The organism is Burkholderia sp. AU45251, from assembly GCF_030482905.1.
In the GTDB taxonomy this organism is placed as follows: domain Bacteria; phylum Pseudomonadota; class Gammaproteobacteria; order Burkholderiales; family Burkholderiaceae; genus Burkholderia; species Burkholderia aenigmatica.
Window position 1 is genome coordinate 113098 of the sequence record NZ_JAUJQH010000001.1, and the last position, 18991, is coordinate 132088.

Annotated in this window: 18 protein-coding genes; 12 read left to right on the plus strand and 6 right to left on the minus strand. The window is 68.7% G+C overall.

The window, feature by feature from the left end; genetic code table 11:
- Positions 1-88 precede the first annotated feature (88 nt).
- The 7 genes from QZM67_RS00490 (at position 89) to QZM67_RS00520 (ending at position 5420) form a co-directional block, all read left to right on the plus strand.
- Entirely contained in the window at positions 89-787 is a 699-nt protein-coding gene (locus tag QZM67_RS00490; protein WP_301800208.1) for a fumarylacetoacetate hydrolase family protein, read from the plus strand.
- Between the two features lie 25 nt (positions 788-812).
- Positions 813-1454: a maleylacetoacetate isomerase gene (gene maiA, locus QZM67_RS00495; protein WP_301800209.1), complete on the plus strand. Its 642-nt coding sequence runs from the start codon at positions 813-815 to the stop codon at positions 1452-1454.
- Positions 1455-1473: 19 nt separating this feature from the next.
- Complete coding sequence (locus tag QZM67_RS00500) at positions 1474-2682, plus strand: 3-hydroxybenzoate 6-monooxygenase (protein WP_175022255.1); 1209 nt, start codon at positions 1474-1476, stop codon at positions 2680-2682.
- A gap of 79 nt (positions 2683-2761) precedes the next feature.
- Complete coding sequence (locus tag QZM67_RS00505; RefSeq protein WP_301800210.1) at positions 2762-4123, plus strand: aromatic acid/H+ symport family MFS transporter; 1362 nt, start codon at positions 2762-2764, stop codon at positions 4121-4123.
- A gap of 98 nt (positions 4124-4221) precedes the next feature.
- Entirely contained in the window at positions 4222-4572 is a 351-nt protein-coding gene (locus tag QZM67_RS00510; protein WP_301800212.1) for a helix-turn-helix transcriptional regulator, read from the plus strand.
- Positions 4562-4996, plus strand: a complete 435-nt coding sequence (locus QZM67_RS00515; RefSeq protein WP_301800213.1) for a YeeE/YedE family protein — start codon at positions 4562-4564, stop codon at positions 4994-4996. The genes QZM67_RS00510 and QZM67_RS00515 overlap by 11 nt, the downstream gene beginning before the upstream one ends.
- Before the next feature lies 1 nt (position 4997).
- A complete protein-coding gene (locus tag QZM67_RS00520; protein ID WP_301800215.1) occupies positions 4998-5420 on the plus strand; it encodes a DUF6691 family protein in 423 nt (140 codons plus the stop codon).
- A gap of 149 nt (positions 5421-5569) precedes the next feature.
- Here QZM67_RS00520 and QZM67_RS00525 read toward each other — a convergent pair whose 3' ends face one another.
- Entirely contained in the window at positions 5570-5920 is a 351-nt protein-coding gene (locus QZM67_RS00525) for a hypothetical protein (protein ID WP_175022251.1), read from the minus strand.
- 203 nt (positions 5921-6123) lie between these two features.
- Here QZM67_RS00525 and QZM67_RS00530 point away from each other — a divergent pair, with 203 nt between their 5' ends.
- Positions 6124-7608, plus strand: a complete 1485-nt coding sequence (locus QZM67_RS00530) for a PLP-dependent aminotransferase family protein (RefSeq protein ID WP_301800217.1) — start codon at positions 6124-6126, stop codon at positions 7606-7608.
- An 81-nt stretch (positions 7609-7689) separates the two neighbouring features.
- On the opposite strand, the gene QZM67_RS00535 is transcribed toward QZM67_RS00530, so the two are convergent.
- The 3 genes from QZM67_RS00535 to QZM67_RS00545 form a co-directional block, all read right to left on the minus strand.
- Positions 7690-7965 (minus strand): hypothetical protein, encoded by a 276-nt coding sequence (locus tag QZM67_RS00535; protein ID WP_011355479.1) that lies wholly within the window; start codon positions 7963-7965, stop codon positions 7690-7692.
- 97 nt (positions 7966-8062) lie between these two features.
- Entirely contained in the window at positions 8063-9457 is a 1395-nt protein-coding gene (locus QZM67_RS00540) for a cytochrome-c peroxidase (protein WP_301800219.1), read from the minus strand.
- Positions 9454-10917: a metallophosphoesterase gene (locus QZM67_RS00545; RefSeq protein ID WP_301800221.1), complete on the minus strand. Its 1464-nt coding sequence runs from the start codon at positions 10915-10917 to the stop codon at positions 9454-9456. The genes QZM67_RS00540 and QZM67_RS00545 overlap by 4 nt, the downstream gene beginning before the upstream one ends.
- A gap of 194 nt (positions 10918-11111) precedes the next feature.
- Here QZM67_RS00545 and QZM67_RS00550 point away from each other — a divergent pair, with 194 nt between their 5' ends.
- Positions 11112-11960: a class I SAM-dependent methyltransferase gene (locus QZM67_RS00550; RefSeq protein WP_301800223.1), complete on the plus strand. Its 849-nt coding sequence runs from the start codon at positions 11112-11114 to the stop codon at positions 11958-11960.
- Positions 11961-12059: 99 nt separating this feature from the next.
- Here the strand turns inward: QZM67_RS00550 and QZM67_RS00555 are convergent, their stop codons facing one another.
- Positions 12060-12371 carry a hypothetical protein gene (locus QZM67_RS00555; RefSeq protein WP_043183372.1) on the minus strand — a complete coding sequence of 104 codons (312 nt, stop codon included), beginning with the start codon at positions 12369-12371 and terminating at the stop codon, positions 12060-12062.
- 52 nt (positions 12372-12423) lie between these two features.
- Positions 12424-14445: a BCCT family transporter gene (locus QZM67_RS00560; RefSeq protein ID WP_301800225.1), complete on the minus strand. Its 2022-nt coding sequence runs from the start codon at positions 14443-14445 to the stop codon at positions 12424-12426.
- Positions 14446-15070: 625 nt separating this feature from the next.
- Here QZM67_RS00560 and QZM67_RS00565 point away from each other — a divergent pair.
- The 3 genes from QZM67_RS00565 to QZM67_RS00575 are packed head-to-tail and all read left to right on the plus strand — an operon-like array spanning position 15071 to position 18944.
- A complete protein-coding gene (locus QZM67_RS00565; RefSeq protein ID WP_089453179.1) occupies positions 15071-16015 on the plus strand; it encodes a MurR/RpiR family transcriptional regulator in 945 nt (314 codons plus the stop codon).
- Positions 16012-17013, plus strand: a complete 1002-nt coding sequence (locus QZM67_RS00570) for an isoaspartyl peptidase/L-asparaginase family protein (RefSeq protein WP_175022245.1) — start codon at positions 16012-16014, stop codon at positions 17011-17013. The genes QZM67_RS00565 and QZM67_RS00570 overlap by 4 nt, the downstream gene beginning before the upstream one ends.
- A 29-nt stretch (positions 17014-17042) precedes the next feature.
- Complete coding sequence (locus tag QZM67_RS00575; protein ID WP_301800226.1) at positions 17043-18944, plus strand: dipeptide ABC transporter ATP-binding protein; 1902 nt, start codon at positions 17043-17045, stop codon at positions 18942-18944.
- Positions 18945-18991: the final 47 nt, after the last annotated feature.

The following is an 18991-nucleotide window of genomic DNA, read 5'->3' on the forward strand; positions in this document are numbered from 1 at the left end:
GTTTCGACGATTCGTTTCCCGATTCCTGTTTCCTGTGCGTCGCTGCGGCGTCGCGCTCCCTTCATTCGTATTTACGCTGGAGCCATTCATGACTTTCGTTTTCCCGCCCGAAGCGCCCGTGGCGCTCCCCGTAGCCGGCAGCGATGCGCAGTTCGCGGTTCGCCGCGTCTATTGCGTCGGCCGCAACTACGCGGCCCATGCACGCGAAATGGGCTTCGATCCCGATCGCGAGCCGCCGTTCTTCTTCTGCAAGCCGGCCGATTCGATCGTGCCGGTCGCATACGACGAAACGCTCGATCTCGCGTACCCGTCGCAGACGCAGAACTATCACTACGAAGCCGAACTCGTCGCGGTGATCGGCAAGGGCGGTTCCGACATTCCGCTCGAGCGCGCGCTCGAACACGTGTGGGGCTACGCGGTCGGCCTCGACATGACGCGCCGCGACCTGCAGATGAAGATGCGCGAAATGGGCCGGCCGTGGGAAATCGGCAAGGCGTTCGACCGCTCGGCACCGATCGGGCCCGTGCATCCGGCAAGCGACGTCGGTCATTTCGAGCAGGGCGGCCTGTGGCTGACCGTCAACGGCGCGACGAAGCAGAAGAGCGACGTGTCGCACCTGATCTGGTCGGTCGCGGAAACGGTGGCCGACCTGTCGAAGTTCTTCCGCCTGGAACCGGGCGACGTGATCTTCACCGGCACGCCCGAAGGCGTCGGCGCGGTGGTCGCGGGCGACGTGATGAAGGTCGGCGTCGAACGGCTCGGCGAACTGACCGTGCGCGTGGTCTGACGCATCTTCCTCGAAAGGCGACATCGTGCAACTGCATAGCTTCTTCAACAGTTCGACATCCTACCGGGTGCGTATCGCGCTCGCGCTGAAAGGGCTGCCGTACGACACGCTGCCGGTGAACATCCGCACCGGCGAGCATCGCGACGCGGCCTACGTCGCGGACGTGAACCCGTCGGCGGCGGTGCCGGCGCTGGTCGATGGGGATTTCCGGCTCGGGCAGTCGCTCGCGATCCTCGATTACCTCGACCAGTTGCATCCGGAACCCCGGCTGATTCCGCTGGAACCGCAGCACCGCGCCCGCGTGCTGGAGCTCGCGACGCTGATCGCTTGCGACATCCATCCGCTCAACAACCTGCGCGTGCTGCGCTATCTCGACACCGAACTGAAGGTCACGCCGCAGCAGAAGACCGCGTGGTACCGGCACTGGATCGCGGAAGGGATGGCCGGCGTGGAGCGGCTGCTCGCCCGCGCGGATACGGGCCCGTGGTGCTTCGGCGACACGCCGACGCTGGCCGACGTGTGCCTCGTGCCGCAGGTCGCGAACGCGTTGCGGATGGATTGCGACTTGAGCGCGTATCCGCGCAGCCTCGCGGTTTTCGAGCACGCGCGGCGCGAGCCGGCTTTCGAGGCCGCACAGCCGCGGCGGCAACCGGATTACGTCGCGTAACACGAAGCAGGAGACAGACATGGGCGAGACACAACACAACGGCCGGCGCGTGCTGGTGATCGGCGGCGGCATCGGCGGGCTCGCGACGGCGCTCGCGCTCGCGCGCCAGGGCATTCGCGTGAAGCTGCTCGAACAGGCGGATCAGATTGGCGAGATCGGCGCGGGGATCCAGCTCGCGGCCAACGCGTTCAACGCGCTCGACGCGCTGGGTGTCGGCGAGGCCGCGCGCAGCCGCGCCGTGTTCACCGACTGGCTGCAACTGATGGACGCGATCGATGCACGCGAGGTCGCGCACATCGATACGGGCGCCGCGTACCGCGAGCGCTTCGGCAATCCGTATGCGGTGATTCATCGCGCGGACATTCATCTGTCGATCTACGAGGCGGTCAAGGATCACCCGCTGATCGAATTCCGGACGAGCACGCAGGTGTGCGGCTTCGAGCAGGACGGCAACGGCGTGACGGTGACCGACCAGCACGGCGAACGTTATCGCGCCGATGCCGTGATCGGCTGCGACGGCGTGAAATCCGCGATCCGTCATGCACTGATCGGCGACGCGCATCGCGTGACGGGCCACGTCGTGTATCGCGCGGTGGTCGACGTCGACAACATGCCGAAGGATCTGCAGATCAACGCGCCGGTCGTGTGGGCCGGCCCGCATTGCCATCTCGTCCACTATCCGCTGCGCGGCGGGCGGCAGTACAACCTCGTCGTCACGTTCCACAGCCGCGAGCAGGAAACCTGGGGCGTGCGCGAAGGGAGCAAGGAAGAAGTACTGTCGTACTTCGACGGCGTTCATCCGCTGCCGAAGCAGATGCTCGACCGGCCGACGTCGTGGAAGCGCTGGGCGACCGCCGATCGCGATCCGGTCGAACGCTGGAGCGCGGGCCGCGCGACGGTGCTCGGCGACGCCGCGCATCCGATGACGCAATACATCGCGCAGGGCGCGTGCCAGGCGCTCGAGGATGCGGTGACGCTCGGCGCGGCCGTGGCCCGGACCGAGGGGGATTTTGAAGCTGCGTTCGCTCTGTACGAGCGAGTGCGGATTCCGCGCACCGCACGCGTGCTGTATTCGGCACGCGAGATGGGGCGGATCTATCACGCGAAGGGCGTCGAGCGGCAGGTGCGCAACGGGCTCTGGGTCGGCCGCACGCAGGCGCAGTTCTACGACGCGCTCGACTGGCTGCACGGGTGGCGCGCGGAGGATTGCCTGAAGTCCGTCGCGTAACGCGGCACGGTCAGCCCGATTCCAGCGGCGCGCATTCGACGATACGACGCGCGACCGCCTTCCTGGAGGAGACACCATCATGGCCGATACGCTGTCCATCGACGTCAGCGAATGGATCGACCGGCATCGCGTTGCGCCGTTTCAGGCCGCGATCGTCGTCCTGTGCTTTCTGATCGTCGCGATCGACGGTTTCGATACCGCCTCGATCGGTTTCATCGCCCCCGTCATCCGCGCGGAATGGGGGCTGTCGCCCGCGCAGCTCGCACCGGTGTTCGGCGCAGGGCTCGCCGGGCTGATGGCCGGCGCGCTCGTGTTCGGGCCGTTCGGCGACCGGTTCGGCCGCAAGCGCCTGCTGCTCGCGTGCGTGGCGTGCTTCGGCATCGCGAGTGCCGCGTCGGCGAGCGCGGGCGGCCTGACCGAGCTGATCGCGTGGCGCTTCGTGACCGGGCTCGGCCTCGGCGGCGCGATGCCCAATGCGATCACGCTGACCTCCGAATATTGCCCGGCCCGGCGCCGCTCGCTGCTGGTGACGACGATGTTCTGCGGCTTCACGATCGGTTCCGCGCTCGGCGGGCTCGCGGCCGCATCGCTGATCGAGCACCACGGCTGGCGTGCGGTGCTCGTGGTCGGCGGCGCCGCGCCGTTGCTGCTGCTGCCGGTGCTTGCGTGGCGGTTGCCGGAATCGGTGCGCTATCTCGTCAACACAGGCGCGGCGCGCGAACGGATCGCGGCAATGCTCGGTCGTATCGCGCCGGATCCGCATCTTGCAAACGCGTCGTTCAGCGCGCCCGCCGGCAAGCCGGCCGGGTCGCCGCTCGGCCGGCTGTTCGGCGCCGACCTGCTGCGCGGCACGCTGCTGCTGTGGCTCACGTTCTTCATGAGCCTGCTCGTGATCTACCTGTTGTCGAGCTGGCTGCCGACGCTGCTGCGCACGACCGGCGCGACGCTGCAGACGGCCGCTCGCGTGACCGCGATGTTCCAGGTCGGCGGCACGCTCGGCGCGATCGTCCTCGGCGGGCTGATGGACCGTTTCGACCCGCATCGCGTACTGGCGTGCAGCTATGCGGCGGCCGGCGTATTCGTCGCCGCGATCGGCATGTTTGCCGCGTCGCCGTGGGGCGCCGCGCTCGCCGTGTTCGCGGCCGGTTTCTGCGTGTCGGGTTCGCAGGTTGGCGCGAACGCGCTGTCCGCCGCGTTCTATCCGACCGAGTGCCGTACCACCGGCGTGAGCTGGGCGAACGGGATCGGCCGCGGCGGCTCGGTCGTCGGATCGATGGCGGGCGGCGCGATGCTGGCGATGGGCGTGCCGTTGTCGACTGCGTTTGCCGTCGTCGCGGCGCCGTGCGTGATCGCGGGGATTGCGGTGCTGGCGCTCGGCGTCGTGCGTGCCGATGCGGCGCGCATGCCTGCTGCCAAGACGATGGCAGGCGAGCAGGCCTGAGCGAAGGGGGCGGCGCAAGGCCACCCGCGGGCAAACTGCGGGAAGCATCATTATATAAATTAATATAATATTGATGCTTTAATTGTCTCCTTGCGCCGATGAACGACGATTTTTCCGCCGGGTTGCCGGAACCCGACCAGATGCGCGCGGCTGCCGAATCGGCCTGCGCGCTGCTCAAGGTGCTGTCGAATCCCGACCGGCTGCTGCTGCTCTGTGAACTGTCCCAGGGCGAGCGCTGCGTGAGCGATCTCGAGACCTCGCTGGACATCCGCCAGCCGACGCTGTCACAGCAGCTGGGCGTGTTGCGGGACAACGCGCTGGTTCGCACGCGCCGTGACGGCAAGAACATCCACTATTCGCTCGACAGCCCGGCCGCGATCGCGGTGATGGGCGTGCTGTACGAGCAGTTCTGCGGCCCGGCCGCGAAGGGGCGGCGCGATGCAGCTTGATGCGCTTCATTTCACGCCGTGGCTGTCGCTGGCCGGCGGCGTGCTGATCGGGCTCGCGGCCGCGTGGCTCGTCGCGTTCAACGGCCGGATTGCCGGTATCAGCGGCATCGTCGGCGGTCTGCTCACGGCACGTGCGGGCGAGCGCGACTGGCGCGCCGCGTTCGTCGCCGGGCTGATCGCCGCACCGCTCGTGATGTACGTCGCCGGGAACCGCCTGACACCGCAGATCGATGCCGGCTGGATCGAATTGGTGGCAGCCGGGCTGCTGGTCGGCGTCGGCACGCGGTACGCGGGCGGTTGCACGAGCGGCCACGGCGTGTGCGGGATGTCGCGCGGTGCGCTGCGTTCGGTCGTCGCGACGGCGGTCTTCATGGTCGCAGGCTTCGTGACCGTCTTCGTGCGACAGCACGTGCTGGGAGGCTGACATGCAGGCAGGATTCGCGTTTCTGGCGGGGTTGCTGTTCGGCGTAGGCCTCATCGTGTCGGGCATGGCCAATCCGCAGAAGGTGCTCGGCTTTCTTGACCTGGCGGGCCGCTGGGATCCGTCGCTCGCGTTCGTGATGGCCGGCGCGACGGGCGTGGCCGTGTTCGCGTTCGCATGGGCGAAGCGCCGGACGCGGTCGTGGCTCGGCTTGCCGATGCAGTTGCCGGTCCTGCGGGCGATCACCGTGCGCCTGGTTGCCGGAAGTGCCGTGTTCGGTATCGGCTGGGGGATCGCCGGGTTCTGCCCGGGGCCCGCGATCGTGTCGATCGGCTTCGGGTCGGCGAAGGGGATCGTATTCGTCGTCGCGATGCTGGCAGGGATGGGTGTATTCGAGTGGGTCGAGCGTCGCAGGCGCGTGCGGTGACGTCGTGACCGCTGCGTGCCAGGCGGGCGGCGGCGATTGATCAGGTCGAGGCGGTCGATCCGCATCCGCGCGGCCGAACCGGATCGCGCCCGATCTCCACTGGATGAGGCGGCGGCCTGACGCTTTCCGTGACGCGTCGAATCGCCATGTCAGGAGGGCTCGCTCACGCGATGGCCGCCGCGTATCCGTCCGGACAACCGGCGCAGCGCCGCACGCCATGCCGCGAGCACGCCGGGCCGTTCGTCCGGCTCCACGACCGTCGTGCTGACCGCGCCCGTGCCGCCGGCCGACAGCGCCACGTGGCCGGCCGTCTCGAGCGTCAGGCATTCGCCTTCGTCGAGCAAGCGGCGAATGTGCTGCGGCGCGTCAGGCAGCCAGTCGAGCCCACCGTGACGCAGCGTGACCGCGAGCGCGCCGTCCAGCACGATCACCTGGCTGCCCTTGTCGAACCACGCAAAGTGGCTTTGCCCGGCGTCGAGCCGGATGTGATGCGTTTGCATGGCGATTCCCTTTCCCGGTTGCGCGGCCTCGCGACGGCGAGGCGACAGCGTGCAGTCAGGTTAGGGAAATGGGCACCGGCACGACAGATTCAGGGGGCGGGAATCTGTTGCGGTGCAGACGACGATTTCGCACTGCTGTATCGGTGGGTTTCCCCGGAATCTGTATCTGGCGTGCGATCGGCCGCGCGGGCACGATCGCCTGCATGACGCCTTTCGCCGAATCATCCCGCCCACCTTTGCCGATGGACGGCGAGCCGCTTTACGAACGGCTCGCCGAGCATTACCGCCGCATCATCGCGGCCGGCACGCTGTCGCCCGGCGACCGGATGCCGTCGGTGCGCGCGTTCATGGCACAGCACGGCGTGAGCCTGTCGACTGCGATCCAGTCGTTCCGGCGGCTCGAGGATACGGGCTGGTGCGAGGCGAAGCCGCGCTCCGGCTACTTCGTGCGGCGCCGCGCGGCGGTCGCACTCGAAACCCTGCCGGAAAGCGACGGGCCGCCGCTGAGCGTCGAGCCGCCGTTCGCGGGCCTGCACGAACGGGTGTCGCGCGTGATCGATCGCGCAAATGCGGCGCCCGATGCACTGAATCTCGGCGGTGCGTCCGCGCTGGCCACGCTGTATCCGGCCGAGCGCCTGCAGGCGCTTGCGATCCGGCTGTTGCGGCGCAAGCCTACGTTGTTGACCGATGCGGGGCCCGTTGGCGGTTCGCCCGAATTCCGGCAGACGATGGCCAAGCGCGCGCTGTCTTACGGCGTGACGGTGACGCCGGACGACGTGATGTCGACGAGCGGCGGCGTCGATGCCGTGAATCTCGCGTTGCGCGCGGTGGCGCGCCCCGGCGACACGATCGCGATCGAATCGCCGGCGTTCTTCGGCTTGATCCAGTTGCTCGAAAGCCTCGGCTTGCGCGCGCTCGAAATTCCGGCCAGCCCGACGACCGGCCTGTCGATCGAGGCGCTCGAAGTGGCGCTGACCGCGTATCCGGACATTCGGGCCGTGGTCGTCGTGCCGAACCTGCAGAACCCGCTCGGCTGCGTAATGCCCGACGAGCGCAAGGCCGCGCTCGTCTCGCTTTGTTCGCGCCACAGCGTGGCCGTGATCGAGGACGAGCCTTATCGCGAGCTCGTCGAGGCGCCGCAGGCGGTCAAGCCGGTGAAGGCGTGGGATCGCGACGGCACGGTGATCTACTGCCCGTCGTTCAACAAGGTGCTGGCCCCCGGGATGCGGCTGGGCTGGATAAGCGCGGGGCGCTGGCACGCACGCGTGAAAATGCTGAAGTTCGCGCACAGCCGGCACAACGCCGCGTTGCTGCAGGCCGTTGCCGCCGAATTCGTCGGTTCGGGCGCGTTCGATCGCCATCTGCACCGGTTTCGCGAACAGTTGCGCGTGCAGCGCGACGTGACGATCGACGCGATTGCACGGCATTTCCCGTCCGGAACGCGGATGAACCAGCCGCCGGGCGGGATGCTGCTGTGGATCGCGTTGCCGGACGGCGTGCGCTCCGAGGCGTTGTTCGACGCCGCGCTGGCGCAAGGGGTCAGAATCGCGCCCGGTTCGATCTTCTCGAATTCCGACCGCTTCGACGGCTATATCCGGCTCGCGTGCACGCGCGTGTCCGATGCGGCGCACGAAGCGGCATTCGAAACGCTCGGCCGCCTCGTACGGGAAGCCATCGCGGCCACGTAAGCGCGGTGGCGGCTGGCCAGGCTTGCGAATTCGCAAGCCCCCCGGCTTTCCGGGCCACCGACGAGGCGAGTCGCCGCCATTTCATCGGCTGGCCGAGTGTGTGGCGAGGTGCTGGCGGATCAGCGACAGGTAACGATCGCCGACCGAGAAATCGCGCGCGGCGCGGGGCCGTTCGGCCTGCCGCAGCGTAGCCGGTGCGCTCATGCCCAGATAGCGGCAAACGGCCGATGGAAACGGCTTGCGCGTATGCCCGAGCTGGCGAGCCGCGCGCTCGACGCGGGCATCGCCGACCTGGGCGCGGAGCCATGCCAGCACTTGGCGATCGGCTTCGTTGACGATACGGACCAGATGTTCCATCGCGCACCTCACTGTTCATAAATACAGTACTGTAAATATAACCAGTGTTTGCGGCGGCCGCAAGCGGGTGCGCGTGGGGCTGGCCGTTCGGCCAGTGTCAGCGAGCCGGCGCGGCGGCTCGCGTGATCCGGCCAGCAGGGGCAGCGGGCGCCACGGGAGCAGCAACCTTCGTATAACGCGCATCGGTCAGCGTGCCGAGAAACGCGACGATATCGTCGATTTCCGCGTCGGTCAGCGCGGGCGGCGTGCCGGGCCGGCGGTTCATCGGCGTCGAGTTGACGTTGATGTTGCCGCGGTAGGCGGCCGGCACGTCGTCGAACGTTCTGGCCCCGTGATACCAGAAGCCCGGGTCGGTCGAGCGCGTGTTGTAGAAAGCAACCGCATCGCGCAGCGTCGTGAACACGCCGTTGTGCATGAAGGTCTGCTTGACCGCGACGTTGCGCAGCCCCGGCGTGCGCAGGTAGCCGCACCATTGCGTCGGCTCGGGCCAGCGCAGCCGCCGCGCCGTGTCGCACAGCCCGTTGTCGAAATGGCGCGGATCGCGGTTCGCCGGCAGCGCGCGGTTGCGCGGTACCGCGATCGCGTCGTAGCCGAAATCGGTGAACAGCGAACGCTCCGGGCGGCTCGACGTTTCCGACAGCGTGTGGCAGCTCATGCAGTTGCCCTTGTCGGGATTCCGGAACAGCGCGAGGCCGCGCATCTCGGCCGGCGCGAGCGGCTTGCGCGTGCGCAGGAACACGTCGAAGCGGGACGTGAACGGCGCCATCTCGTCGCTCTGCAAATAGGCTTCGACGGCCAGGCCCAGCGCGCGCACCAGTTGCTCGGGATCGCGCCGCACCGGCGCGCCGAAGCGCGCGGCGAAATCGGGCGCGAGTTCGGTCGCGTCGATCTTGCGCAACAGCGCGGCCGGCGACCGGTTGTTCATCTCGTTCGGATCGAACAGCGGCCCGCGGATCTGCTCGGCGAGCGTATCCGCGCGGCCGTCGCTGAACAGGCCGCCGAACGGCGACGGTGCGGGTGCATCGTCGTCCTGATAGAAGTGGCGGCGCGGCACGTAGCGCACATAGAGCAGCGACGGCGCGTTGCGCTGGCTGAAGTGCCCGCGTCGGCTGCCTTCCGGCACGCCGGGCCCCGCGAGCGACGCGGCCGACAGCGTCGGCGCGAACGCGCGGCCCGGGTCGTGGCAGCCCGCGCACGACATGCCGCGCGGCTCGGATAACCGCGGATCGAAGAAGATCCGGCGGCCGAGTGCGACGAGCGTCGGGTCGGGCGCAAAGCGCGCGGTCGCCGCATCGATCTTGCCCGTCACCTGCGGCGTGCCGTTGCCGATCGTGTCGACGACCCGCGATGGCGGTGCGCCGGGAAGCAGGACCGTTTCGGCCGGCGCGGCGTGAGCCGCGAGCGCCAGGCCGGCGAGCATGGCCGCGGCCAGCGCGCGCAGCGTTTGCCGGCCGCGTGCCGGGCGGCCGTCACATCGAACTGCTTCACTCACGGCGCAATGAACCCCGTCTTGTCGCAAGCGAGCGTCGTACCCGACTGGTTGCACGACGCGAGCAGCTTGCCGGCTGCCGAATACGCGTGGAATACCCAGCCGGTCGCCGGGGCGGGGCGGCGTTCCATGATCAGGAAACCGAAGCTGTTGTTGTGCGACAGCCGCTCGATCACGGCACCCGGTGCGGGCGTCAGGCCGGCCGGGAACGGGTCGGGCAGCGCGACGTCGAGATTGTCGCCGCCATTGCCGGACACGATCGTCGCCGGATGCCCGGACGAGAAGTTGATCGCCTGGAAGTCGTGCACGTGCCCGTGCAGCGCGACGTGCACGCCGGGCGGGTAGTACGCCTGCGCGTTGAGGCTCGACATCACCGACTGCAGCGCGAGGTTGCCCGGCGCGGGCGTGCTGCCGGCGATCGGCGCGAACGCGAGGATCGGATGATGGTTCGTGAAGATCGTCGTCGTCATGCCGGCCTTCGATGCGAGCGCGGCGACCGTCTGGAACTGCTTCTGGTAGATGCCGAATTGCGCATCGGTCGTCTTGAGCGGCGTGCGGCCGACCTTCGCGGTGTCGAACACGATCACCTGCGAGCCGCCGCCGAGCGACACCGCATAGGGTTCCGAATAGTTCGCGTTGTTGTCGTTGGCCGGATCGTCGCACGAGCGCGCGGCCGAATACGGACGCGGATCGAGGAAGCGGAACCAGCCCTGGCCCGCCCGCGCGCATTCCTCGTGGTTGCCGCGCACGACGACCCACGGCGCCTTCGCGAGCAGCGGGGCAGCCGGGCGGAACAGGTCGGCCTGCCACGTATCCCAGCCATAGCCCCACGGGCTGTCCTTGCAGCCGGCGATGTCCGGCGGGCATGCGTTTTCGCGATAGTGGTAGTCGCCGATGTGCATCACCAGATCGGGCGACAGCTTCGCGACGCTGGCCGCGATCGTGTCGAGCGGCCACACCGTCGCGTCGTTGCACGCCTGCCACGCGTTGTCGGCTTTCTTCATGCGGCAGCCGGTGTCGGCGATGATCGCGATGCGTTGCGGCTGCGCCTTCGGCAGCGGCAGCGTGCGGCCCGCGACGCTCGCCGCCTGCGCGTCGGCCGGCAGCGTCGCCTCGCAGACCGACACCGGAAAGCTCGACGGCTTCGAATCGGACGGGTCGCTGGCGGTCGGCCGCAGGGCGATGGTCGCGGCGCCCGCGCGCAGGGACATGCGCGACAGCTTGCCGTCGACGGTCAGTTGCGGGCACAGCGGATCGCTGGCCGACGCGGGCGTGTAGTTCGTGATGACGCGCGCGATCGCCTGGTTCGACTCGCCGATCTCGACCCATACAGCCTGGACGTTGGCCGACGCGCTCGCCGGATCGTCCGGCGAATCGATGTGGTTCGAGCACGCGGACAGCGCGGCGAGGGCAACAAGGGGAGCGCAGCGCACGAGCAGGGCGCGCGGGAGGAGTCGTCGCATGGGAGGCACCGTAGGAAAGTCGTCAACGATACGCAGCGCGAATGTAAGAAATGTGAAAAAAACGGGGCGCGACGAGGGGGCTTGGACGCGGGCCGGGCGTCGGCATGGCGGCGGCAGATCGCGGCCTTGACCTCAAGCCGGCTTGAGGCAGCACAGTGCGATGCACGATCAATGAACCAGAAGGGGAATCGACCATGGAAACCAGCCGGCCCAACGACGAACAATCCGCGCTGTGGAACGGCCCGTCGGGGCGCGCGTGGGTCGATACGCAGGCGCCGATCGACCGGATGTTCGAACCGCTGGAGAAGTTGCTGGTGGATGCGGCGGCCACGTCGTCCGCGCGCAGCGTGCTCGACGTCGGCTGTGGCACGGGCGCGGTCACGCTCGCGCTCGCGCGGCGGCTCGGTGCGAACGCGCAATGCACGGGCATCGATATCTCGGCACGGATGATCGATGCCGCGCAGGCGCGTGCCGAGCGCAGCGGCGTTCACGTCCGCTTCGTGCGCGCGGATGTGCAGACGCACGCGTTCGAGCCCGCGAGCGTCGACCTGATCGTGTCGCGCCTCGGCGTGATGTTCTTCGACGATCCGGTTCGTGCTTTTGCGAATCTGCGGCATGCGGCACGGCCGAAGGCGCAGATGCGGTTCGTCGCGTGGCGCGGCGCGGCCGACAATCCGTTCATGACGATCGCCGAGCGGGCCGCCGCGCCGTTGCTGCCGAACCTGCCCGCACGGCGGCCCGGCGCGCCGGGGCAATTCGCGTTCAGCGACCGGCAGCGGATCGCGTCGGTGCTGTCGGACAGCGGCTGGGCCGACATTGCGATCGAGCCGGTCGATCTGGCGTGCGCGCTGCCCGCGGCCGCGCTGGACGACTACATCACGCTGCTGGGCCCGGTCGGGCTGGCGTTGCTGGAGGTGGACGAGGCGACGCGGCGGCGCGTGGTCGACACGATGCGTGCCGCGTTCGAACCCTACGCCGATGGTGCGGATGTGCGCTTCGACGCGGCATGCTGGCTCGTGACGGCGCGCACACCGTCCGCGTAACGCCGTGCGGTAAAAAGGCGGATCACGGAAGGGGCGGCCGATTCGCCCCGCGTATTGCCGTTCGCGCGGGACGAAGCCGGGGCGTGTGACGGACGCGCGTCAGCGTCGCCGCGCGCGCAGCATCAGCCACGCGCAACCGCCGGCGACCAAAGCGAGGCCGAGCAGGACGGCCTCGACGCCGAGCGCAAACCCGGGCGGCATATCCCCGGTGTCCGGCATCGGCGACAGGTTGATGCCCATCGCGATGGCGCCGCCGGCGAGCAGCGCCGCGCAGACGACCCAGTAGACCTTGCCGCGCGGCGCCGCGGCCCGGATCCGCCAAAGCGCGATGCCGGCGCCGCCGAGGTAGAGCAGGGCGAGCGTGCCGAGCGCGATGACGTCGGAGGCGCGGCTTTGCAGGAGGCTGGTCATCGTGCGTCTCCGACAGGCGTGGCAGGCCGCCACAGCACAGCAAAGGCGGAGTTCATTCGGCCTCCGTCGCGTGTCCCGGCGCGCGGCTCAGCAGATGCGTGCGCTTGTCGGCCGCGAGCGACACGTAGCGTTCGTACTGGCGCAACACGTCGGCAATCACTTCGTCGCCACGCAGGTATTCGACGTCGTAACCGAGCCGGCCGTCCTCGAAGAAGGTAACGATCCCGTACACGTGTGCCCGTTCCGCTTCCGGCTCGGCCGCCTCGCGCACCAGGAACGCGGCCGCTGATTTCACCGTCACGCGCACGCCGTACACGAAATCGCGATGGTCGGCGGTCGGTACCGTGAGCCGCATCGCGTCGTCGCTGTCGCGCTGCACGTTCGCATCGACGCCGCTCGCGCGCAGTTCGTCGGCGACTTTGCGCAGTGCAGGCTCGACCGTCTCCGTGATGAACTGGCGCGCTTCGGCTTCGGTCGTCTGCCGCAGGATGTGAGTCAGGCGGTGGCGCCAGTGCTGGCCGGTCCAGAAGCTCGTCGCGGGCGCAACGTCCTGCGAATAGTGCACACGGTCGGCCGCGAGCCCGCGCCACAGCCCGTAACAGAGCGCGATCATGATGATCGCGACCGGCAGCGCGGCGATCAGCGTCATCGCCTGCAACGCGCCGAGCCCGCCGGCGACGAGCAGCACCGCGGCCGTCACGCCGAGCAGCGCGGCCCAGAACAGCCGTTGCCAGACGGGCGAGTGCGCGTTGCCGCGCGTCGCGATCTGGTCGATCACGAACGCGCCCGAATCGGCGGACGTGACGAAGAACACCGCGATCAGCACGATCGCGACGATCGACAGCAGTTGCGGCATCGGCAGGAAATCGAAGAAGCGGAACAGCAGTGCGTCGACATTGGTGGCCGTCTGCGCGAGCGCGCCGGCCGCGCCGTGCGTATCGAGCCAGATCGCGCTGTTGCCGAACACGGTCATCCACACGAGATTGAACGCGGTCGGCACGAGCAGCACGCCGATCACGAACTGACGGATCGTGCGGCCACGCGAGATGCGAGCGATGAACATGCCGACGAACGGCGACCACGACACCCACCACGCCCAGTAGAGGATCGTCCAGCCGCCGAACCAGCCTTCCTCGCGCGGCGGCGCATACGCGTACGTGCGGAACGACAGGTCGACGAGACTCGACAGGTACTGGCCGATGTTGTCGCCGAGCGCGCGCAACAGGAAGGCCGTCGGGCCCGCAACGACCACGAAGGCGAGCAGCAGGAACGCGAGCAGCAGGTTCAGTTCGGACAGCCGCCGCACGCCCTTGTCGAGGCCGGTCGCGGCCGATACGCCCGCGAGGATCACAACGACCGCGACGAGCCCGATGCGGAACACGTTGCTGCCGGTGTCCCAGCCGGCGACGGTATGCAGGCCCGCGCTCAGCTGCATCACGCCGTAGCCGAGCGTCGTCGCGATGCCGGCGACCGTGCCGACCAGCGCGAACGCGTCGACCGTGTGGCCGATCCAGCCGTTGATGCGCTCGCGCAGCACCGGATACAGCCCCGATCGCAGCGTCAGCGGCAGGTTGTAGCGGAAGCCGAAGTACGCGAGCACGAGCCCCATCAGCCCGTAGATCGCCCACGCGTGGAAGCCCCAGTGGAAGAAGGTCATCAGCATCGCCTCGCGCGCGGCGGCGGGCGTGCCGGGGTCGACGGTCGGCGGTTTCAGGAAGTGCTGCATCGGCTCGCCGACGCCGAAGTACATGAGGCCGATGCCCATGCCGGCCGCGAACAGCATGGCTGTCCACGACACGAAGCTGAATTCGGGTTGGGCATCGTCGGGGCCGAGCCGGATGTTGCCGAAGTCGCTCGCGGCGATCAGCACGAGAAATACGAGGAAGCCGGTGACGGCGAGCACGTAGAACCAGTCGAAACGCGCGATGACCCATTGCTGGCCGGCGGAGAACAGCGCGCCGGCTTCGCTCGGGTGCAGCGCGCACACGACGAGCAGCGCGCCGATGACCGCGAGCGCGGGCAGGACGACCTGTGGCTTGAATGTCGTGCGGGGCGAGGGACGGGAGTCTGGCATGGCAGGCATCCAGTTGTGGGCGCAACGAGGCGCGACGCCGCCCGGCGCGCGCGTCGCGCGTCGGACCCTGATACGGCGTGCGTCGAGTGTACCGCGGTGTCAGGACTGCAAGAAGGGGGCATGCAGAAGGGAAAACCTGACGAATTGTAAGGTATCGGTAGGATCGAGAAAACCCGCGCGGCTCGCGCCGCGAGCAGACGAGGCGCTTGAAAAGCCGCGGCGGCCGTATATCGGGCGCCCCGGACAGCACGCGCGGCATGCGCGAGCGGCGCGTCGCCCGGGGCGGGGCAGCGCGCCGAAGGCGCCGCCGCGATGGATCGGAAGGTGACGGCGATCCCGGCCATGCCGACGAACTGGTCATGCGTCGTCGATGGCGCGAGCTGCTGCGAATCGCCGACGGGGCATTCGAACGAATCTGCTCGGGGTTTTCCCGATAGGCGAGGACGTGCAGTACACATGACGACGCACGGCGACCACGTGCCAAAGCCCGTGCGGCGGGGCTGTGCGAGCGATTGGGCGATCGCCGGGCACAGGATGGGGCGTGACAACCCTGATGAAAATTTATTTCTTTTCATGATCGGGATTGTGTAAATTGATTTTCATCATCCTTGCAACAACCCTTCGCATGACGCCTCTCGTTCCGCACGACGCCAGTCAAGATGAACCCGCGATCGCCGAGCGGATCGCGTCGGCGATGCCGTTGATGACGCCGATCCACCGACGCATGGGCGAGTTCGTGCTCGCGAATCCGTTCCGCGCGGCGACGATGCGTATCGACGAACTCGCGCAGGCCGTGAATGCGTCGATCGCGACCGCGAACCGTTTCGCGAAGGCGCTCGGATTCGACGGCTATCCGGCGATGCGCGCGGCGCTCGTGCGTGGCTTCGAGGCGACGCTCGGGCCGGTCGAGCGGCTGCGTTCCGCGCAGGAACAGGAGTCCGGCGTGCGTGGCGCCGCATGGATCGACGCGGTCTTCGACCAGGCCGTCGCGAACATCGAGAACACGCGCGCGCAACTGGACGCGGCCGATGTCGAAACCGCGGTCGAGGCGATCGTCGGCGCGCGGCGCGTGCTGATCCTCGGCGCGGGGTCGAGCGCGTTTCTCACCGGGCTGATGGAGCACGGGCTGTCCGTCTGTCACGACAACGTGCAGTCGCTTGCGCTGCTCGGCGGCCCGTCGCATGCGGCGCGGCGTTTGTACACGGCCGATTCGCGCGATCTCGTGATCGCGCTCGCGTTTCCGCGCTACGTGACGGACACGATCGAGCTGGCCCGCCGGGCGGCGGCGCGCGGTGCACGCGTGCTGGGTATCTCCGACGGCCCGCAATCGCCGCTTGCGCCGATCGCGTCGCTGAACCTGTACGTCAAGGCCGAACGGCGCTTCGCGGCCACGTCGGAAGCGGCCGTGCTCGCGATGATCGAGGCGCTGATCGACGCGGTCGCGCTGCGCACGCACCGCTCCGCGAAATCCGCCGCCGAGATGACCGAATTCCTGCTGCCGTGGCTCGTGCAGCCGCAAGCGGCGCTGCCGGCCGCCAACCCTTCTTCTCACCGTCCGAAAAAAACATGACTTCACCCGCGATCGTTGCAATTCACGGCGGCGCAGGCACGATCCTGCGCGATGCGATGGATTCCGACACCGAACGTCAGTACCGTGCCGAACTGACCGCGATCCTGACGGCCGCGCAGCAGGTGCTGGCCGACGGCGGCAGCGCGCTCGACGCCGTCACTGTCGCGGTGCGGATGCTGGAGGACTGTCCGCTGTTCAACGCCGGACGCGGCGCCGTCTATACAGCGGAAGGCAAGCACGAACTCGACGCGGCGGTCATGGATGGCGCGACGCTCGGCGCTGGTGCGATCTGCTGCGCGACGCGCGTGCGCAATCCGGTGCTGGCCGCGCGGCGCGTGATGGAAGCGAGCGAGCACGTGCTGTTCGCCGGTGAGGGCGCCGATGCGTTCGCGGCCGCGCAGGGGCTCGAACTCGCGGAACCGGGCTACTTCGACACCGACGCGCGTCGCGCGCAGTGGGTCAAGGCGCGCGCAGCGGCGGGTGCGATGCTCGACCACGACGCGGCGACGTTCACCTTCGGCGCATCACCATCGCAGCCGCAGCCGGCCGAACCGCTCGATCCGGACCGCAAGCACGGCACGGTCGGCGCGGTCGCGTGCGACCGGCACGGCCACATCGCGGCGGCGACATCGACGGGCGGCATCACCAACAAGCAGCCGGGGCGTGTCGGCGATTCGCCGATCATCGGCGCGGGCTGCTATGCGGACGACGCAACGTGCGCGGTGTCGTCGACGGGCACTGGCGAGATGTTCATCCGGCTCGCGACCGCGCATGACGTCGCCGCGCAGATCGCGTATCGCGGCGCGTCGCTCGCCGATGCCGCGCACGACGTCGTGATGAACAAGCTGCCGCGCCTCGCGGGCCGCGGCGGGATCATCGCGGTCGACGCGCAGGGCAACGTCGCGATGCCGTTCAATACCGAAGGGATGTACCGCGGCTACGCGCGTGTCGGCGAAGCGCCGGTGGTCGGCATCTATCGCGACGACGACACGGCCTGATCCCGGACCGCACGAGGAGGAGACCCACGATGACTTCGAGCCGTAACCCGTCCGGCCTGGTGCTGCCCGAGCAGCGCGTGGTGGCCGTCGACGACCTGTCGGTCACGTTCCGCCGCGAAGGCGCGACGTTCGACGCGGTGCGCAACGTGTCGTTTCACGTCGATCGCGGCGAGACGCTTGCGATCGTCGGCGAATCGGGCTCGGGCAAGTCGGTCACGTCGCTCGCGCTGATGCGGCTCGTCGAGCACGGCGGCGGTGCGATCACGAATGGCCGGATCGCGTTTCGCCGGCGCGGCGGCGCGCTCGTCGATCTTGCGCAGGCAAGCGGCGCGACGATGCGCGGCATTCGCGGCGCGGACATCGCGATGATCTTCCAGGAGCCGATGACGTCGCTGAACCCGGTGTTCACGGTCGGCGACCAGATCAGCGAGGCGATCGCGCTGCATCAGTCGAAAAGCATGTCGGAAGCGCGCGCGGAAACGCTGCGGCTGCTCGAGCTCGTGCGCATCCCGGAGGCGCGTCGCGTGTTCGCGCGCTATCCGCACCAGTTGTCTGGCGGGATGCGGCAGCGCGTGATGATCGCGATGGCGCTGTCGTGCCGGCCCGCGCTGCTGATCGCCGACGAGCCGACCACCGCGCTCGACGTGACGATTCAGGCGCAGATCCTGCAACTGGTGCGCGGGCTGCAGGACGAGATGAACATGGGCGTGATCTTCATCACGCACGACATGGGCGTGGTGGCCGAAGTGGCCGACCGCGTGCTCGTGATGTATCGCGGCGAGAAGGTCGAGGAGGGCGAATCGGACCGCATCTTCGCGGCGCCCGCGCATCGCTACACGCGCGCGCTGCTCGCGGCCGTGCCGAAGCTCGGCTCGATGCAGGGCACCGATGCGCCCGAGAAATTCCCGCTGCTGAAGGTGGAGGGGACAAACGCGGCAGCACCGTCGCCCGCACCCGCGGCGAACGACGCTGTACAACCGCCCGTCGATCAGTCTGCGTCGCCGATCCTACGCGTGCGCGATCTCGTGACGCGCTTCCCGGTGAAGAGCGGCGTATTCGGCCGCGTATCGCAGTACGTGCATGCGGTCGAGCGCGTGAGCTTCGAATTGCGCGCGGGCGAGACGCTCGCGCTGGTCGGCGAATCGGGCTGCGGCAAGTCGACCACCGGCCGCTCGCTGTTGCGCCTCGTCGAATCGCAGAGCGGCTCGATCGAGTTCGATGGCCGCGACATCAGTGCACTGAAAGGCCCGGACCTGCAGGCGCTGCGCCGGAACATCCAGTTCATCTTCCAGGATCCGTTCGCGTCGCTGAACCCGCGCCTGACCGTCGGCTTCTCGATCATGGAGCCGCTGCTCGTGCACGGCGTCGCGAGCGGCCGCGAAGCGCAGGCGCGCGTCGACTGGCTGCTCGACAAGGTCGGCCTGCCGCCCGAGGCCGCGCGTCGCTATCCGCATGAATTCTCCGGCGGGCAGCGCCAGCGGATCGCGATCGCGCGGGCGCTCGCGCTGAACCCGAAGGTCGTGATCGCCGACGAATCGGTGTCGGCGCTCGACGTGTCGGTGCAGGCGCAGATCGTCAACCTGATGCTCGACCTGCAGCGCGAGCTCGGTGTCGCATACCTGTTCATCTCGCACGACATGGCCGTGGTCGAGCGCATCAGCCATCGCGTCGCGGTGATGTATCTCGGCCAGATCGTCGAGATCGGCCCGCGCCGCGCGGTGTTCGAGGAGCCGCAGCATCCCTACACGAAGAAGCTGATGAGCGCGGTGCCGGTGGCCGACCCCGCGCGCCGGCATGCGCCGCGCCAGCTCGCGGCGGACGAGATCCCGAGCCCGATTCGCGCGGCCGGCGACGAGCCGGTCGTCGCACCGCTCGTCGCGGTCGGCCCCGATCATTACGTCGCGACGCACCGCGTCGGCGGCGCGTATTGAACGCGCGGAGGCGGCGATGGATCGCAGTTGCGCACGCGCGAGGCAGA

Coding starts and splice junctions, on each gene's coding strand:
- QZM67_RS00575 (WP_301800226.1), top strand. CDS start 17,043: ATGACTTCGAGCCGTAACCCGTCCGGCCTGGTGCTGCCCGAGCAGCGC.
- QZM67_RS00530 (WP_301800217.1), top strand. CDS start 6,124: ATGACGCCTTTCGCCGAATCATCCCGCCCACCTTTGCCGATGGACGGC.
- QZM67_RS00565 (WP_089453179.1), top strand. CDS start 15,071: ATGACGCCTCTCGTTCCGCACGACGCCAGTCAAGATGAACCCGCGATC.
- QZM67_RS00545 (WP_301800221.1), bottom strand. CDS start 10,917: ATGCGACGACTCCTCCCGCGCGCCCTGCTCGTGCGCTGCGCTCCCCTT.
- QZM67_RS00560 (WP_301800225.1), bottom strand. CDS start 14,445: ATGCCAGACTCCCGTCCCTCGCCCCGCACGACATTCAAGCCACAGGTC.
- QZM67_RS00515 (WP_301800213.1), top strand. CDS start 4,562: ATGCAGCTTGATGCGCTTCATTTCACGCCGTGGCTGTCGCTGGCCGGC.
- QZM67_RS00570 (WP_175022245.1), top strand. CDS start 16,012: ATGACTTCACCCGCGATCGTTGCAATTCACGGCGGCGCAGGCACGATC.
- QZM67_RS00555 (WP_043183372.1), bottom strand. CDS start 12,371: ATGACCAGCCTCCTGCAAAGCCGCGCCTCCGACGTCATCGCGCTCGGC.
- QZM67_RS00520 (WP_301800215.1), top strand. CDS start 4,998: ATGCAGGCAGGATTCGCGTTTCTGGCGGGGTTGCTGTTCGGCGTAGGC.
- QZM67_RS00550 (WP_301800223.1), top strand. CDS start 11,112: ATGGAAACCAGCCGGCCCAACGACGAACAATCCGCGCTGTGGAACGGC.
- QZM67_RS00500 (WP_175022255.1), top strand. CDS start 1,474: ATGGGCGAGACACAACACAACGGCCGGCGCGTGCTGGTGATCGGCGGC.
- QZM67_RS00525 (WP_175022251.1), bottom strand. CDS start 5,920: ATGCAAACGCATCACATCCGGCTCGACGCCGGGCAAAGCCACTTTGCG.
- QZM67_RS00505 (WP_301800210.1), top strand. CDS start 2,762: ATGGCCGATACGCTGTCCATCGACGTCAGCGAATGGATCGACCGGCAT.
- QZM67_RS00535 (WP_011355479.1), bottom strand. CDS start 7,965: ATGGAACATCTGGTCCGTATCGTCAACGAAGCCGATCGCCAAGTGCTG.
- QZM67_RS00510 (WP_301800212.1), top strand. CDS start 4,222: ATGAACGACGATTTTTCCGCCGGGTTGCCGGAACCCGACCAGATGCGC.
- QZM67_RS00490 (WP_301800208.1), top strand. CDS start 89: ATGACTTTCGTTTTCCCGCCCGAAGCGCCCGTGGCGCTCCCCGTAGCC.